Source organism: Staphylococcus sp. EG-SA-15 (assembly GCF_017151895.1).
Lineage (GTDB): Bacteria > Bacillota > Bacilli > Staphylococcales > Staphylococcaceae > Staphylococcus > Staphylococcus aureus.
This window is the reverse complement of the sequence record NZ_JACVZN010000024.1, coordinates 13692-27825: the sequence shown is the minus strand read 5'-3', so window position 1 is coordinate 27825 and position 14134 is coordinate 13692. Positions and strand designations below refer to the sequence as shown.

The 14134-nt window shown below is 32.5% G+C and carries 12 protein-coding genes; 7 read left to right on the top strand and 5 right to left on the bottom strand.

What is annotated here, in order from left to right:
- Window positions 1–59 precede the first annotated feature (59 nt).
- Window positions 60–1079: a lipoteichoic acid stability factor AuxB gene (auxB, locus tag IDG64_RS10305; protein ID WP_000145505.1), complete on the top strand. Its 1020-nt coding sequence runs from the start codon at window positions 60–62 to the stop codon at window positions 1077–1079.
- Window positions 1080–1361: 282 nt separating this feature from the next.
- Window positions 1362–1781 carry a DUF4064 domain-containing protein gene (locus IDG64_RS10300; RefSeq protein ID WP_001080466.1) on the top strand — a complete coding sequence of 140 codons (420 nt, stop codon included), beginning with the start codon at window positions 1362–1364 and terminating at the stop codon, window positions 1779–1781.
- A gap of 81 nt (window positions 1782–1862) precedes the next feature.
- Here IDG64_RS10300 and IDG64_RS10295 read toward each other — a convergent pair whose 3' ends face one another.
- Together IDG64_RS10295 and IDG64_RS10290 are read right to left on the bottom strand one after the other, a co-directional pair.
- Window positions 1863–3215 (bottom strand): Nramp family divalent metal transporter, encoded by a 1353-nt coding sequence (locus IDG64_RS10295; protein ID WP_001060842.1) that lies wholly within the window; start codon window positions 3213–3215, stop codon window positions 1863–1865.
- Between the two features lie 183 nt (window positions 3216–3398).
- Window positions 3399–4013 (bottom strand): YktB family protein, encoded by a 615-nt coding sequence (locus tag IDG64_RS10290; protein ID WP_000170610.1) that lies wholly within the window; start codon window positions 4011–4013, stop codon window positions 3399–3401.
- 156 nt (window positions 4014–4169) lie between these two features.
- On the opposite strand from IDG64_RS10290, the gene IDG64_RS10285 reads away from it, so the two are divergent.
- Window positions 4170–4997: an inositol monophosphatase family protein gene (locus tag IDG64_RS10285; RefSeq protein ID WP_001240316.1), complete on the top strand. Its 828-nt coding sequence runs from the start codon at window positions 4170–4172 to the stop codon at window positions 4995–4997.
- Window positions 4998–5150: 153 nt separating this feature from the next.
- Here the strand turns inward: IDG64_RS10285 and IDG64_RS10280 are convergent, their stop codons facing one another.
- Window positions 5151–5342, bottom strand: coding sequence for a DUF5325 family protein (locus tag IDG64_RS10280; RefSeq protein ID WP_000810620.1), 192 nt, complete (start codon window positions 5340–5342; stop codon window positions 5151–5153).
- Window positions 5343–5443: 101 nt separating this feature from the next.
- On the opposite strand from IDG64_RS10280, the gene typA reads away from it, so the two are divergent.
- Window positions 5444–7291: a translational GTPase TypA gene (typA, locus tag IDG64_RS10275; RefSeq protein ID WP_000182654.1), complete on the top strand. Its 1848-nt coding sequence runs from the start codon at window positions 5444–5446 to the stop codon at window positions 7289–7291.
- A gap of 139 nt (window positions 7292–7430) precedes the next feature.
- Here the strand turns inward: typA and IDG64_RS10270 are convergent, their stop codons facing one another.
- Window positions 7431–7598, bottom strand: a complete 168-nt coding sequence (locus IDG64_RS10270; protein WP_001250275.1) for a YlaI family protein — start codon at window positions 7596–7598, stop codon at window positions 7431–7433.
- A gap of 1 nt (window position 7599) precedes the next feature.
- Entirely contained in the window at window positions 7600–8082 is a 483-nt protein-coding gene (locus IDG64_RS10265) for a hypothetical protein (RefSeq protein WP_000614716.1), read from the bottom strand.
- Between the two features lie 141 nt (window positions 8083–8223).
- On the opposite strand from IDG64_RS10265, the gene IDG64_RS10260 reads away from it, so the two are divergent.
- From IDG64_RS10260 to IDG64_RS10250, 3 genes are all read left to right on the top strand, one after another.
- A complete protein-coding gene (locus IDG64_RS10260; protein ID WP_001118417.1) occupies window positions 8224–8499 on the top strand; it encodes an Fpa/YlaN family protein in 276 nt (91 codons plus the stop codon).
- Window positions 8500–8812: 313 nt separating this feature from the next.
- A complete protein-coding gene (gene ftsW, locus IDG64_RS10255) occupies window positions 8813–10039 on the top strand; it encodes a cell division peptidoglycan polymerase FtsW (RefSeq protein ID WP_000787940.1) in 1227 nt (408 codons plus the stop codon).
- Window positions 10040–10592: 553 nt separating this feature from the next.
- A complete protein-coding gene (locus IDG64_RS10250; protein ID WP_000809512.1) occupies window positions 10593–14045 on the top strand; it encodes a pyruvate carboxylase in 3453 nt (1150 codons plus the stop codon).
- Window positions 14046–14134: the final 89 nt, after the last annotated feature.

Genomic DNA, 14134 nt, shown 5'->3' with positions numbered 1-14134 from the left:
GTTATTTACTGTATATTTAGTTATAATAACGGGATAAGTACTATAAGGAGTTGTAACGAATGACTGGAGAACAATTTACTCAAATTAAACGTCCAGTAAGTAGATTAACTGAAAAAGTTCTAGGTTGGTTATGTTGGGTGATGTTATTAGTGCTTACTGTAATTACGATGTTTATAGCACTTGTTTCATTCAGTAATAACACATCGATTGCTAATCTTGAAAATACATTAAACAATAATGCATTTATCCAGCAATTATTAGCTGGAAATGGCTATAATACAACACAATTTGTAATATGGTTACAAAATGGTATATGGGCTATTATCGTTTACTTTATTGTTTGTTTGTTGATTTCATTTTTAGCTCTCATATCTATGAATATAAGAATCTTGTCAGGTTTCTTATTCTTAATATCAGCAATTGTAACGATTCCTTTAGTTTTACTTATCGTTACTTTAATCATTCCGATATTATTCTTTATTATTGCGATGATGCTATTTATAAGAAAAGATAAAGTTGAAATGGTTGCGCCACAATATTATGAAGAGTATAACGGACCGATTTATGATTATCGTGAACCTGTGTATGAGCGCCCCCAACCGAAAGATGATTATTATGATGTGCCTAAATATGAAAAAGAATTGGATAAATCAAATACTGTATATGATCAAGAACAGGAAAGAGATAAATATGATCAATTTCCTAAACGTGCAGTTGAAAGTGAATATAATTATGATGAGCGCACTGAGGAAGAACCATCAGTATTATCCAGACAGGCTAAATACAAACAAAAAAGTACTGAAGAACTAGGTATTGAAGATGATGGTTATTATGCAGAACCTGAAGTTGATCCAAAAGAATTGAAAGCACAACAAAAGCGAGAAAAAGCTGAAATTAAAGCTAAGAAAAAAGAAAAACGTAAAGCTTATAACCAACGAATGAAAGAACGTAGGAAAAATCAACCTAGCGCAGTTAGTCAACGTCGAATGAATTTTGAAGAGCGACGTCAAATTTACAACAATGATATTTCTGAAGAACGCAATTCAAGTGAAGTTAAGGACAAAAAAGAGCAAGAATAAATATTGATGATACCCAGATTAGTAAGTAGAGGTCTTTTGCTTATTAATCTGGGTTTTTATATGAGGTTAATTATCGATAACGTTTAATTAAAGTGTTTAGGTGTCATAATTTTAAATGACGATTTCTCATTACCATACACCTAAATTACCATCAATCTGAATTCAGATGCTTATTATAAAAATTAGATGAAAAATATGTTAATATACAAGTAAATTAATGTGCGTATATCTATAGGCTCGTAGTATACTTATTAAAATATTAAACAAAGAAAGGATTTTAAGATGAATAGAAAACCTGAATTAATCATGGCTTGGATTGCAAATAGTATTAGTATTATTTATTTATTAGTTATGGGGCTATCCTATTTTTCTTTAAAAAGTGGTAATGCATCACAACGTGAAGAATTAGCGAAGCAATTATCTCAGAACGGTGGCAATGTTTCTTTAGATATGCTTCAGACAACAATGGGTGCATTAGCAATTATTTTATTAATTTCAACACTTTATGGTATATTTGCGACAATTTGTATTAAAGGGCGTAGAAAATTATCGATTATACTTTTTGTTATCGCGATAATTGTAAGTTTGATGGCTCTTAATTTAATTGCAATTGTCTTATGGGTTATCGTGATGATTATGTTGATTTCTAAAAAAGAATCAAAAGAAACAACACATAAGGACGATGAGTATATTTATCATTAATATGTTCATAGCAAAAGAAAAACCATTAAAATGTTAAGTTGTTAATTATTAGATACAACCAACATTTTAATGGTTTTATTTTTAACTTTGTAGTTCTTGGAATGTTTGAACGATTAAATAGACATTTAAAATACTTAGAATAATAATAAGTGTCCATGAAATGATATTAACCCATGTTTTATTATAGAAAGGTCCCATCAAGTCTTTATTACTAGTAGCTAATTGTAATGGTATTAAACAGAATGGCAGAGCAATACTTAAAAATACTTGAGAGAATACAAGTAGTTGCTCAATTTTAGCTGCATTACCTTTAAAAATGATTAAGCATACGATAACAGGAATGACAGCAAGGGAACGTGTAATTAAACGTCTTAACCAATTTGGTATGTGTAATCTTAAAAATCCTTCCATTACAATTTGTCCTGCTAAAGTACCAGTAATCGTTGAATTTTGACCTGACGCTAATAATGCAACTGCAAATAATGTACTCATGATTGCACCCATTGTTGCACCTAGTACAGGTTCAGTTTTTAAGGCGTGATATAAATCATAGAAACCACCTAAATCGTCAGCATTTGAGTTGAAAAATAGTGATGCTCCTAACACTAATAATAAGCAATTGACTACAAATGCGATTGATAACTGAATGTTCGAATCTATCGTAGCAAATTTAATCGCTTGCGCCTTTTCTTCATTGTTATGTCTTGAGTATGTTCTAGATTGTACGATTGATGAATGTAAGTACAAATTATGAGGCATAATTGTAGCGCCAATAATACCTAATGCAATATAGAGAATGCCGTTATTTGTAATGATTTCACTATGTGGTATAAATCCATTTAACACAGCATTCAACTGTGGTGATGAAATATAGACTTCAAATATAAAGATGAATAACACTGTGAAAATTAATGTACCAACAATAGCTTCAATTTTTCTAAAACCATATTTCATTATAAATAGTAGTAAAAATACATCAAGTACAGTTATTAGTGCACCGACGATTAAAGGTATGTTAAATAGGAGATTAAGAGCAATAGCACTACCAATAACCTCAGCAATATCTGTAGCGATAATTGCTAGTTCTGCAATGATCCAAAAGATTATAGCAATAGGTCTTGATAAATAATGTCGTGTCATTTGAGCTAAGTCCATACCTGTTGCTATTCCTAATCTCACTGTCATGCTTTGAAGTAACATTGCTGATAAACTTGAAATAAGAATTACGAATAGCAAAGTATAGCCATATTGCGCGCCACCTTGCATTGATGTTATCCAGTTTCCGGGATCCATGTAACCAACAGCGACTAATAACCCAGGCCCAAGAAATGATAAAAATTTCTGTTTATTTGAACTGCGATGATCGAATTTAATTGTATTGTTTATTTCGTCTAAACTTAATTGTTCATTTGTTGAATGTCGTTTATTATTCATTTTGACTCACCTCTACTTCTTATGGACAATATAATAACCTAATAAAATGTTTAGGTCAACCTAAATTTATTTTAATTTTTTTAAAAGTATGAATCATTATGTTGAACGTTCGATTTAATATTAAGAAAAAAGAGCACGAAATCATGGATGTGATTACGTGCTCTATTATTTAAACAAAGTTATTTATGCAGAATAAAATGGTAAGAACTGATCGAAGGTTTCTTCTAAAAATGCAATAAATGCTTTGTCACTTTTTAATCTTTTATCTTGTGGTGTGATTGCACGCGCTATAAAGAATTCACCTTTTTTCACATTGATGGCTCTTTGTATCGCTTCTATTAAATCATCATCCGTTAAATCTTTAATAAATGGTTTATCAGGTTTCATATGATCTAAGCAAACACGATAATCATCAGGTAATTGTTGAATAGCTTTAAATTTTCTTTCAAAAACTTTTGCACGTGTTGCTTTATCTTTTGCTTCATGCATGATTCCAAACATAACAAACAGTTGATCTTCAAACATACCAATTTGGAAATGAGGTAACATTTTATAGCCTCTTTTGTTTGTTGCAAAAGCAACCCATGTATCTTTAGGAGGATTCACACTTCTTCTAGCATGTTTTGCTACGTGAGGATAAAATGTTTCACCAGTTTGACTTGTAAAGAAGTCACTAAAATATTCTCCTAATTCACGGAGTTGTGGTCGTATGTATTCGTTTAAAGCTTCCATTCGTGCGTCTAAGCCTTCTACGTTGAACGCTTTGAAATCTTTAGGTTTAAATGTATATTTTGTCATAGAGTACCTCCTGTATAGTGTTTAAAAATATTGTAGCATATGTTTTATCAATTGCGGCTTAAGACGCTCTCATTAAAATTAGTATTTTCATTTTTATCATAAGAAGTTATTTTTATAAAATGTTGATGTATAATAAAGATGTTAGGAGATGATGTTATGGCACTTTATGGATTTGCCCAAGGACTTATTCAAGAAGCAGGAATTAGAATTAAACAATTGATGGAGCAAAATTTAACAATTGAAACAAAGTCAAATCCGAATGACCTTGTTACAAATGTAGATAAAGCAACAGAAGATTTCATTTTTGATACAATTTTAGAAACATATCCCAATCATCAAGTATTAGGTGAAGAAGGGCATGGTCATGACATCGATACTTCCAAAGGTACGGTATGGGTTGTTGACCCAATAGACGGTACATTGAATTTTGTTCATCAACAAGAAAATTTCGCAATTTCAATTGGTATTTATATCGATGGTAAACCTTATGCAGGTTTTGTATATGATGTTATGGCTGACGTCTTATATCATGCTAAAGTAGGGGAAGGTGCATATCGTGGTAGCCAACCCTTGAAACCATTGAATGATTCTAATCTAAGACAAAGCATTATTGGGATCAATCCGAACTGGTTAACTAAACCAATTTTAGGAGAAATCTTTAAAGAAATTGTTAATGATTCTAGAAGTGCAAGGGCATATGGTAGTGCAGCGCTTGAAATCGTTTCAGTTGCTACAGGTAATTTAGAAGCATATATGACGCCAAGACTTCAACCATGGGATTTTGCTGGCGGATTGGTTATTTTATATGAAGTAAATGGACAAGCTTCCAATTTACTAGGAGAACCATTAACAATTAGTGGTCCAAATTCAATCTTAGTTGGAAATCGTGGTCTCCATCAAGAAATTAGCAACGATTATTTAGAGCCCCACCATGATGCGTTAATACAATTACATGAACAACGATTTAAAAGAAAATCAAAATAATTACCAAAAGCGTAATATGAAGTCCTAACAATTAGGTAACATATTACGCTTTTATACCTTAAATAATAAAAACACGCGCCAATATAAAACCAGTTAAATGTTCATCATGAACATGTGTGGTCTTAAATCAACGCGTGTTATTGTCGATATAACTTATAGCCAATCGTTTTCTCGATATTTTTTCTTTGTAGTAAATCCAATTCCAAAGGTTGCAACGAGTAATATAAATGTTAAAATCATCATTGGTACATTTGATGCACCAACAGCAAAACTAAATAATACTAAGAAAACAACAGCTAATATAGAAAATACCCAAAAGATATTTTTAGATTTTTTTTGTTTCATCCTATCCCCACCTTTTGCTTATCTTTTCTCAATTATATGATATAATAAAAAAGTTGTAATTAAAAGTGGGATTTTACTTAAGAAAGAAGGAAACTATTTATATGACTAATAAAAGAGAAGATGTCCGCAATATAGCAATTATTGCTCACGTTGACCATGGTAAAACAACTTTAGTAGATGAGTTGTTAAAACAATCTGGTATATTCAGAGAAAATGAACATGTCGATGAACGTGCAATGGACTCTAACGATATCGAAAGAGAGCGTGGAATTACGATTCTAGCCAAAAATACGGCTGTTGATTATAAAGGTACACGTATTAATATTTTGGATACACCAGGACATGCAGACTTTGGTGGAGAAGTAGAACGTATTATGAAAATGGTTGATGGGGTTGTCTTAGTAGTAGATGCGTATGAAGGTACAATGCCTCAAACACGTTTTGTACTTAAAAAAGCGCTAGAACAAAACCTGAAACCTGTTGTTGTTGTTAATAAAATTGATAAACCATCAGCACGTCCAGAGGGTGTTGTAGATGAAGTTTTAGATTTATTTATTGAATTAGAAGCAAACGATGAACAATTAGAATTCCCTGTTGTTTATGCTTCAGCAGTAAATGGTACAGCTAGCTTAGATCCTGAAAAGCAAGATGATAATTTACAATCATTATATGAAACAATTATTGATTATGTACCAGCTCCAATTGATAACAGTGATGAGCCATTACAATTCCAAGTAGCATTGTTGGACTACAATGATTATGTTGGACGTATTGGTATTGGTCGTGTATTCAGAGGTAAAATGCGTGTCGGAGATAATGTATCACTAATTAAATTAGACGGTACAGTGAAAAACTTCCGTGTAACTAAAATCTTTGGTTACTTTGGATTAAAACGTTTAGAAATTGAAGAAGCACAAGCTGGAGATTTAATTGCTGTTTCAGGTATGGAAGACATTAATGTTGGTGAAACTGTAACACCACATGACCATCAAGAAGCATTGCCAGTTCTACGTATTGATGAGCCTACTCTTGAAATGACATTTAAAGTTAACAATTCTCCATTTGCTGGCCGTGAAGGTGACTTTGTAACAGCGCGTCAAATTCAAGAACGTTTAAATCAACAATTAGAAACAGATGTATCTTTGAAAGTTTCTAACACAGATTCTCCAGATACATGGGTAGTTGCTGGTCGCGGTGAATTGCATTTATCAATCCTTATTGAAAATATGCGTCGTGAAGGTTATGAATTACAAGTTTCAAAACCACAAGTAATTATTAAAGAAATAGATGGTGTAATGTGTGAACCATTTGAACGTGTGCAATGTGAAGTGCCACAAGAAAATGCAGGTGCTGTTATTGAATCATTAGGTGCACGTAAAGGTGAAATGGTTGATATGACTACAACTGATAATGGACTTACACGTTTAATCTTTAATGTACCGGCTCGTGGTATGATTGGTTATACGACTGAATTTATGTCAATGACAAGAGGTTACGGTATTATTAACCATACATTTGAAGAATTTAGACCACGTATTAAAGCACAAATTGGCGGTCGTCGTAATGGTGCATTAATTTCAATGGATCAAGGTTCTGCAAGTACTTATGCCATTTTGGGACTTGAAGATAGAGGTGTAAACTTCATGGAACCTGGTACTGAAGTTTATGAAGGTATGATTGTTGGTGAACATAATCGTGAAAATGATTTAACTGTTAACATCACTAAAACAAAACATCAAACTAACGTACGTTCTGCAACGAAAGACCAAACACAAACAATGAATAGACCGCGTATTCTAACATTGGAAGAAGCGTTACAATTCATTAATGATGATGAACTTGTTGAGGTTACACCAGAAAGCATACGTTTAAGAAAGAAAATTTTAAACAAAAATGTTCGTGAAAAAGAAGCAAAGCGTATCAAACAAATGATGCAAGAAAACGAATAATTTAACATAATAAAAGAGAAGCTGAGCGATGAAAGTTGCTTAGCTTCTCTTTTGGCATATAATATTTGAAAAAGTGTTTAAATGCTATTATTTCCTGTTACTTTCACATTTTCAAATTTCTAACTTGTTTATTCAGATATTAATCGAGCGGATAGTGTTGCGCACGTTGTTTAGGTGTGTCTAATCGACTTTTACAATCATCACACATAAATGTTCGAATAGGATTGTTTTTAAGTCGTTTAGACTCAGTTGTGCGCTCATCTATAAATACTTTTGCATCACAGATAATGCATTGCACTTGTCTCAAATTAAATCACCTCAATATGAGTTACATGGTTGATTCGATATGAATAACCATCTTCTTGATTGTAAATAAAACTATCTACACCATTATCGCTGTAAAGTCGTTTACCGTCTTTTGCAAATTGGAAAAATAAATAGGGTAATAGATCTATCGGTATATCTAAATGATTATGCTCATTTGATAATCGAATAGTAGTTGCAGAGTCATGTGGTTCGGAATGTTTGAAAAAAGGTGTCATATTAATGACAAATGAACCTTCTAACATGGCACGTTTTTTATATTTTATTTCTGAATTTAAAGTAGGCGGATTAGTTTGTCCTTCTAGGATAGCACGATTCCATTCATGATTATCTTCAAAGTCGATTGGTTTTGAACCATCAAATACACCTTTTTCTAAATCTTCGATGCTAACTTTTCTATCATCGAAAATCCAAGTCGTACTATCTAATGTTATAGGAAACTTTACGGCTCCTTTAATTTGTATCATTTTCCCACTCCCTATCAATGTATATAGCATTATTTTAACACAAATTGCTAACGACACATTTTAAATCTACTTGCTTTTTAATATTTAGTAAGATAAACTTTTAGTAAGACTTGAGAATTTATATAGAGGGGGGAGCGTGTCATGGCGAAACAAGCAACAATGAAAAATGCAGCTTTGAAACAATTGACTAAAGATGCTGATGAAATCTTGCATCTGATTAAAGTTCAACTAGATAATTTAACATTACCTTCATGCCCATTATATGAAGAAGTACTAGATACACAAATGTTTGGACTTCAAAAAGAAGTTGATTTTGCTGTTAAATTAGGTTTAGTTGACCGCGAAGATGGCAAACAAATTATGTTACGTCTTGAGAAAGAACTTTCAAAATTACATGAAGCTTTTACACTTGTTTAAGGTTTAATATATAAGCATATTAAAATGGCGTGAGATATCGACAATTGAGCTGCGCCGATTTTATATTTATAGTTTAATTACTGATTAAAGTGGCTGTTATGTTGTCTTCTTGATGACATGTCAGTCACTTTTATTGGGTTTTAGCAATTCACGATATTAAGTAAACAAATATTCTATAAATTACCTCAAGAGACCTGTTAATATTTGTGATTATGACTGTGTCATGTATATAATAAGTAACATGGATTTTTAAAATTAAAGTATAAAACGAAATCATTTGAAGTATAAATTGTAGAATTGGATGACTGAATATATGAAGAATTTTAGAAGTATTTTACGGTATATTGGTAAAACCTCAAAGTTTATTGATTATCCGTTATTAGTTACATATATTGTATTGAGTTTAATTGGATTAGTGATGGTATATAGTGCAAGTATGGTTCCAGCAACTAAAGGCACATTGACTGGTGGTATCGATGTTCCAGGAACGTATTTTTACAACCGACAATTAGCATATGTCATAATGAGTTTTATAATTGTATTTTTTATTGCATTTTTAATGAATGTTAAATTACTGAGTAATATTAAAGTGCAAAAAGGTATGATTATAACTATCGTCTCACTATTATTACTGACGTTAGTAATAGGTAAAGATATTAATGGTTCTAAAAGTTGGATAAACTTAGGATTTATGAACTTACAGGCATCTGAGTTATTAAAAATTGCAATCATATTATATATCCCATTTATGATCAGTAAAAAAATGCCTAGAGTATTAAGTAAACCAAAATTAATTTTAAGTCCTATTGTATTAGCATTAGGTTGTACGTTTTTAGTTTTCCTACAAAAAGACGTAGGGCAAACATTACTAATATTAATTATTTTAGTTGCGATCATTTTTTATTCAGGAATTGGGGTAAACAAAGTCCTAAGATTTGGTATACCAGCAGTGCTAGGATTCTTAGTAGTATTTGTCATTGCATTAATGGCTGGTTGGTTACCAAGTTATTTAACTGCCAGATTTAGTACGCTAACAGATCCATTCCAATTCGAATCAGGAACTGGATACCATATTTCCAATTCATTGCTTGCGATAGGTAACGGTGGCGTATTTGGAAAAGGATTAGGAAATAGTGCAATGAAATTGGGCTATTTACCAGAACCACATACAGATTTTATTTTTGCAATTATTTGCGAAGAATTAGGTTTAATCGGAGGATTGCTAGTTATTACTTTAGAGTTCTTTATTGTATATCGTGCCTTCCAGTTTGCAAATAAAACATCATCATATTTTTATAAACTTGTGTGTGTTGGGATTGCCACATACTTTGGAAGTCAAACGTTTGTAAACATTGGCGGTATTTCGGCAACAATTCCATTAACTGGTGTGCCATTGCCATTTATCAGCTTTGGTGGATCATCAATGATTAGTTTAAGTATTGCTATGGGATTACTTCTGATTGTAGGTAAACAAATCAAAGTAGACCAGCAACGAAAGAAACAACAACAAAAAGTTGATATAAGAAGACAATTTAATTAAAAAAATACTAGCCAATATTTAGTACGAGATGACTTCTGTCATTAAGCAATGCTAAACATTGGCTATTTATATACTCTTTGTCAAATTGGACTGATGAGTTCAATAACGGAAGTTAGGCAACCAAACAACGCTTAACTTCCTTTTTGTTTTGATATTACGAGATTACTCATGATTATCAAATTTTATAAACAAAACAACGTATAATTATAACTAAATTTTATGACTAAAAATTACTAAATGTGGTGGCGAAATTAGAATCATGATGATAAGATAAAGTTATCGCTATTGATAATAAATGTTGATGTTTTGCAATTTTATTTTTAATTTTTTAGAGTTGTAGAAATCGAAAATGTTTCACAACAAAAACGTGAACTACCTGTTGTTGCATAGTCATTTTTGAAATTATTATTTCTGAAGCGGAGGTTTTAATTGTCTCAAGAATGTTAAATTTTGAAAATTTGAAACATAACTATAGCAAAACAGAGCGCTTTAAGATAAAATTTTATTATCTAATTAGTTAGAAAATTCTAATAGTTTGAGGAGTGTATCGCTATTGAAACAAATAAAAAAGTTACTTGTTGCTAACCGTGGAGAAATTGCAATTCGTATATTCAGAGCGGCGGCAGAATTAGACATCAGCACAGTTGCAATTTATTCGAATGAAGACAAAAGTTCATTACATAGATATAAAGCAGATGAATCCTATTTAGTTGGAAGTGATTTAGGTCCTGCTGAAAGTTATTTAAATATTGAGCGTATCATTGATGTAGCAAAACAAGCGAATGTGGATGCGATTCATCCTGGCTATGGATTTTTAAGTGAAAATGAACAATTTGCGCGTCGTTGTGCAGAAGAAGGAATTAAATTTATTGGTCCTCATTTAGAACATTTAGATATGTTTGGAGATAAAGTTAAAGCTCGTACAACGGCTATCAAGGCAGATTTACCAGTTATTCCTGGTACAGACGGTCCAATTAAATCATATGAATTAGCAAAAGAATTTGCAGAAGAAGCTGGTTTCCCGCTAATGATTAAAGCCACAAGTGGTGGCGGCGGTAAAGGTATGAGAATCGTTCGTGAAGAAAGTGAATTAGAAGATGCTTTCCATAGAGCAAAATCAGAAGCTGAAAAATCATTTGGTAATAGTGAAGTTTACATAGAAAGATACATTGATAATCCAAAGCATATTGAAGTACAAGTTATAGGTGACGAACATGGAAATATCGTACACTTATTTGAACGTGATTGTTCAGTACAACGTCGTCATCAAAAAGTTGTAGAAGTTGCACCATCAGTTGGATTATCACCAACATTACGTCAACGTATTTGTGATGCTGCAATTCAATTGATGGAAAATATTAAATATGTCAATGCAGGTACTGTTGAATTTCTAGTATCTGGTGACGAATTCTTCTTTATAGAAGTTAACCCTCGTGTACAAGTTGAGCATACAATTACAGAGATGGTAACAGGAATTGATATTGTTAAGACACAAATTTTAGTTGCAGCAGGTGCCGATTTATTTGGTGAAGAAATTAATATGCCGCAACAAAAAGATATTACAACATTGGGCTATGCCATCCAATGTCGTATTACAACAGAAGATCCGTTAAATGATTTCATGCCGGATACTGGAACAATCATTGCTTATCGTTCAAGCGGTGGCTTTGGTGTACGTCTCGATGCTGGAGATGGTTTCCAAGGTGCTGAGATATCACCTTATTATGATTCATTACTCGTAAAATTATCTACACACGCGATATCATTTAAACAAGCAGAAGAAAAAATGGTACGTTCATTACGAGAAATGCGTATTCGTGGTGTTAAAACTAATATTCCATTCTTAATTAATGTAATGAAGAATAAAAAGTTCACAAGTGGTGATTACACAACTAAATTTATTGAAGAAACACCAGAACTTTTCGACATTCAGCCGTCTCTAGATAGAGGTACTAAAACATTAGAATATATAGGTAATGTAACAATTAATGGTTTCCCAAATGTTGAGAAACGTCCGAAACCAGACTATGAATTAGCATCAATTCCAACTGTATCTTCAAGTAAAATCGCTTCATTTAGTGGTACGAAACAATTGCTTGATGAAGTAGGTCCAAAAGGTGTAGCTGAATGGGTTAAAAAGCAGGATGATGTCTTACTAACAGATACAACCTTTAGAGATGCACACCAATCATTATTAGCTACACGAGTTAGAACTAAGGATATGATTAATATCGCATCCAAAACAGCGGACGTATTTAAAGATGGTTTCTCACTTGAAATGTGGGGCGGTGCTACATTTGATGTGGCATATAATTTCTTGAAGGAAAACCCATGGGAACGACTTGAACGTCTACGTAAAGCTATTCCAAATGTATTATTCCAAATGTTGTTACGTGCTTCAAACGCAGTTGGTTATAAAAACTATCCTGATAATGTTATTCATAAATTCGTACAAGAAAGTGCTAAAGCAGGCATAGATGTCTTTAGAATTTTCGATTCTTTAAACTGGGTAGATCAAATGAAAGTTGCCAATGAAGCAGTACAAGAAGCGGGCAAAATCTCTGAAGGTACTATTTGTTATACAGGTGACATTTTAAATCCTGAGCGATCAAACATTTATACTTTAGAGTATTATGTCAAACTAGCTAAAGAGTTAGAACGTGAAGGTTTCCATATTTTAGCGATTAAAGATATGGCAGGCTTATTAAAACCTAAAGCCGCTTACGAATTGATTGGTGAGTTAAAATCAGCTGTAGATTTACCAATTCATCTTCACACTCATGATACAAGTGGTAATGGTTTATTAACATACAAACAAGCAATAGATGCTGGTGTCGATATCATTGATACTGCTGTTGCTTCAATGAGTGGTTTAACAAGTCAGCCAAGCGCCAATTCGTTATATTATGCATTAAATGGCTTCCCACGCCACCTTAGAACTGATATTGAAGGTATGGAGTCACTTAGTCATTATTGGTCAACTGTACGTACTTATTATTCAGACTTTGAAAGTGATATCAAATCACCGAATACTGAAATTTATCAACATGAAATGCCTGGTGGACAGTATTCGAATTTAAGTCAACAAGCTAAAAGTTTAGGTTTAGGCGAAAGATTTGATGAAGTCAAAGATATGTATCGCAGAGTGAATTTCTTATTTGGTGATATCGTAAAAGTAACTCCATCGTCTAAAGTAGTTGGTGATATGGCACTTTATATGGTACAAAATGATCTTGATGAACAATCCGTGATTACAGATGGCTATAAATTAGATTTCCCAGAATCAGTAGTGTCGTTCTTCAAAGGCGAAATAGGACAACCTGTAAATGGTTTTAATAAAGATTTACAAGCGGTTATTTTAAAAGGCCAAGAAGCACTAACAGCTCGTCCAGGTGAATATCTAGAGCCAGTTGATTTTGAAAAAGTCCGTGAGTTGCTTGAAGAAGAGCAACAAGGTCCTGTTACGGAGCAAGATATTATTAGTTATGTATTATATCCAAAGGTATATGAACAATATATTCAAACTAGAAATCAATACGGAAACTTATCGTTACTTGATACGCCTACATTCTTCTTTGGAATGCGTAATGGTGAAACAGTAGAAATCGAAATCGATAAGGGTAAACGATTAATTATTAAACTAGAAACGATTAGTGAACCAGATGAAAATGGTAATAGAACGATTTACTATGCGATGAATGGTCAAGCGAGACGTATTTACATTAAAGATGAGAATGTGCATACAAATGCGAACGTTAAGCCAAAAGCAGATAAGAGTAATCCAAGTCATATCGGTGCGCAAATGCCAGGTTCAGTAACTGAAGTCAAGGTTAGTGTAGGTGAATCTGTGAAAGCTAACCAGCCGTTGCTAATTACTGAAGCTATGAAAATGGAAACAACAATTCAAGCACCATTTGACGGTGTGATTAAACAAGTAACTGTAAATAATGGTGACACAATAGCGACAGGCGATTTATTAATCGAAATTGAAAAAGCAACTGACTAAAATGATTAAAATAAAACGAGATTACACAACAATTGACGTGTAATCTCGTTTTTACATGGCTTAGGTTTAATTTTAAATATTGATATAAA

Bases quoted from the DNA above. Each gene is read 5' to 3' on its own strand.
- IDG64_RS10290 (WP_000170610.1), bottom strand. From the start codon at position 4,013: ATGACAAAATATACATTTAAACCTAAAGATTTCAAAGCGTTCAACGTA.
- IDG64_RS10300 (WP_001080466.1), top strand. From the start codon at position 1,362: ATGAATAGAAAACCTGAATTAATCATGGCTTGGATTGCAAATAGTATT.
- typA (WP_000182654.1), top strand. From the start codon at position 5,444: ATGACTAATAAAAGAGAAGATGTCCGCAATATAGCAATTATTGCTCAC.
- IDG64_RS10265 (WP_000614716.1), bottom strand. From the start codon at position 8,082: ATGATACAAATTAAAGGAGCCGTAAAGTTTCCTATAACATTAGATAGT.
- IDG64_RS10260 (WP_001118417.1), top strand. From the start codon at position 8,224: ATGGCGAAACAAGCAACAATGAAAAATGCAGCTTTGAAACAATTGACT.
- IDG64_RS10280 (WP_000810620.1), bottom strand. From the start codon at position 5,342: ATGAAACAAAAAAAATCTAAAAATATCTTTTGGGTATTTTCTATATTA.
- IDG64_RS10285 (WP_001240316.1), top strand. From the start codon at position 4,170: ATGGCACTTTATGGATTTGCCCAAGGACTTATTCAAGAAGCAGGAATT.
- ftsW (WP_000787940.1), top strand. From the start codon at position 8,813: ATGAAGAATTTTAGAAGTATTTTACGGTATATTGGTAAAACCTCAAAG.
- IDG64_RS10295 (WP_001060842.1), bottom strand. From the start codon at position 3,215: ATGAATAATAAACGACATTCAACAAATGAACAATTAAGTTTAGACGAA.
- auxB (WP_000145505.1), top strand. From the start codon at position 60: ATGACTGGAGAACAATTTACTCAAATTAAACGTCCAGTAAGTAGATTA.